This window comes from Streptomyces sp. NPDC059355 (assembly GCF_042752335.1).
In the GTDB taxonomy this organism is placed as follows: Bacteria; Actinomycetota; Actinomycetes; order Streptomycetales; family Streptomycetaceae; genus Streptomyces.
This window is the reverse complement of sequence record NZ_JBHYXN010000114.1, coordinates 1-1,411: the sequence shown is the minus strand read 5'-3', so window position 1 is coordinate 1,411 and position 1,411 is coordinate 1. Positions and strand designations below refer to the sequence as shown.

The window sequence follows — 1,411 nt, the reverse complement described above, 5'->3', positions numbered from 1 at the left end:
CCTGTACCCCGAGAATATACGGCGGGCCCGTATCACGGTGACAGGGCGACAAGAGATCCAGCACGGCGGGGCCCGACCGGTCGAAAGCCACCCCGGCCGGGCCCCGCCACGGACGCCCGGCTTCACGACCCTCGTGCGCCTACGCCCCGGCGGCCTGTGCAACGCGGGTGGCCGAAGAACCGGCCGGGTGACCCACGCGCAGGACCGCACGCCCCGCCGCACCACACCCGATACCCGAATCGTCGAGATCGCCGCTGCCCTCACCGCCGCCGAGAACGGGCACGACCAGCACTCACCGCGAACGCCCTCGCCACCCACTACGGCATCAGCAGCCGCACCGCCGAACCTGACGTCGGCGGCGTAGGCGGCCCAGTCGCTGCCGGACGCCTTCTGCCATTGGACGGCGACTTGGATTGTGTATCCGTCGCGGCATGTCAGGGGTGCTAACGGCGTTAGCACCCCTGACATGCTTGAGCCGCGCAGGGAAATCGCTGCACGGGCTCAGGCTGGGTCAGCTCAAGGCTAATCGTTGCCGTGGGCAGCCAGAAGGCGCTCCAGGAGGACTTCACGCTGGGCGGCATCCATCTTTTCGAAGATGAGGTCGGCAACCTTGTGTCCGTCGTCCCAAGGAGATTGGGCTTGGAGACTGGCCGGCCGTGGGATACGCACTGTGTCGGCGTCCATGCTTTCGGGATCTGTCGACGGCGATACTCCTCCGACGGTCCGCGAGGTGGGCGCGGGATCGGAACCGGAGGTTGCTGGCGGGATGCTAACGGCGTTAGCACCGGCATCGGGCTGGCTCTGGTTGCGCCGCTTCGCCCGAGCACGCTTCTCGAAGGCTTCCTCGACCGCCTGCTGCTGCAGCTGCGCAGGTAGCTGCCCGACGTTCCGTGCGATCTCCACGGGGAGGCTGCGGCCCTCGACTGCGGCCTGGAGCTCGGGTGTTAGCTTCAGCAGGGCGATCCTTTGTGTCACCCACGGGCTGGACTTTCCCAGGGCGCGCGCGACGGCGCGCTGGGACCCGTGGACGGCCACTAGGCGTTCAAGGGCCTTCGCCTCGTCGAGCGGGTCTAGGTTCTCGTGCTGAACGGCTGCGGTGAGGGCGGTCTCAAGGAGGGTGTCTGCGCTCTCCGCGAGGGAGTCGTCCACGTGAACCGGTACGTCGTCCAGACCCGCGAGGCGTGCGGCCGCCAGGCGCCTGTTGCCGTCGACAACGACAAAGGCGGCACGACCGAGTTCGGATTGGCCCGGGTGGGCCTCGAGAAACGCCATCCTGGTAACGATGGTGAGGGGCTGGATCACTCCCCGCGAGGCGAGACTGTCCGCCAGGTCTTCGACGGAGCGGAGTTCCACGCGCGGGTTGTACGGATTGTGGGCCAGGGCTTCCAAAGCCACCCGGCGGGTGTCCTGC

At 68.0% G+C, this 1,411-nt stretch carries 1 protein-coding gene; it reads right to left on the bottom strand.

Going from position 1 to position 1,411, the window contains the following annotated elements; translation table 11 throughout:
• Positions 1–522: 522 nt before the first annotated feature.
• A partial coding sequence (locus ACFXGI_RS38735) for a ParB/RepB/Spo0J family partition protein (RefSeq protein WP_384717792.1) occupies positions 523–1,411 on the bottom strand: 889 nt, incomplete at its 5' end.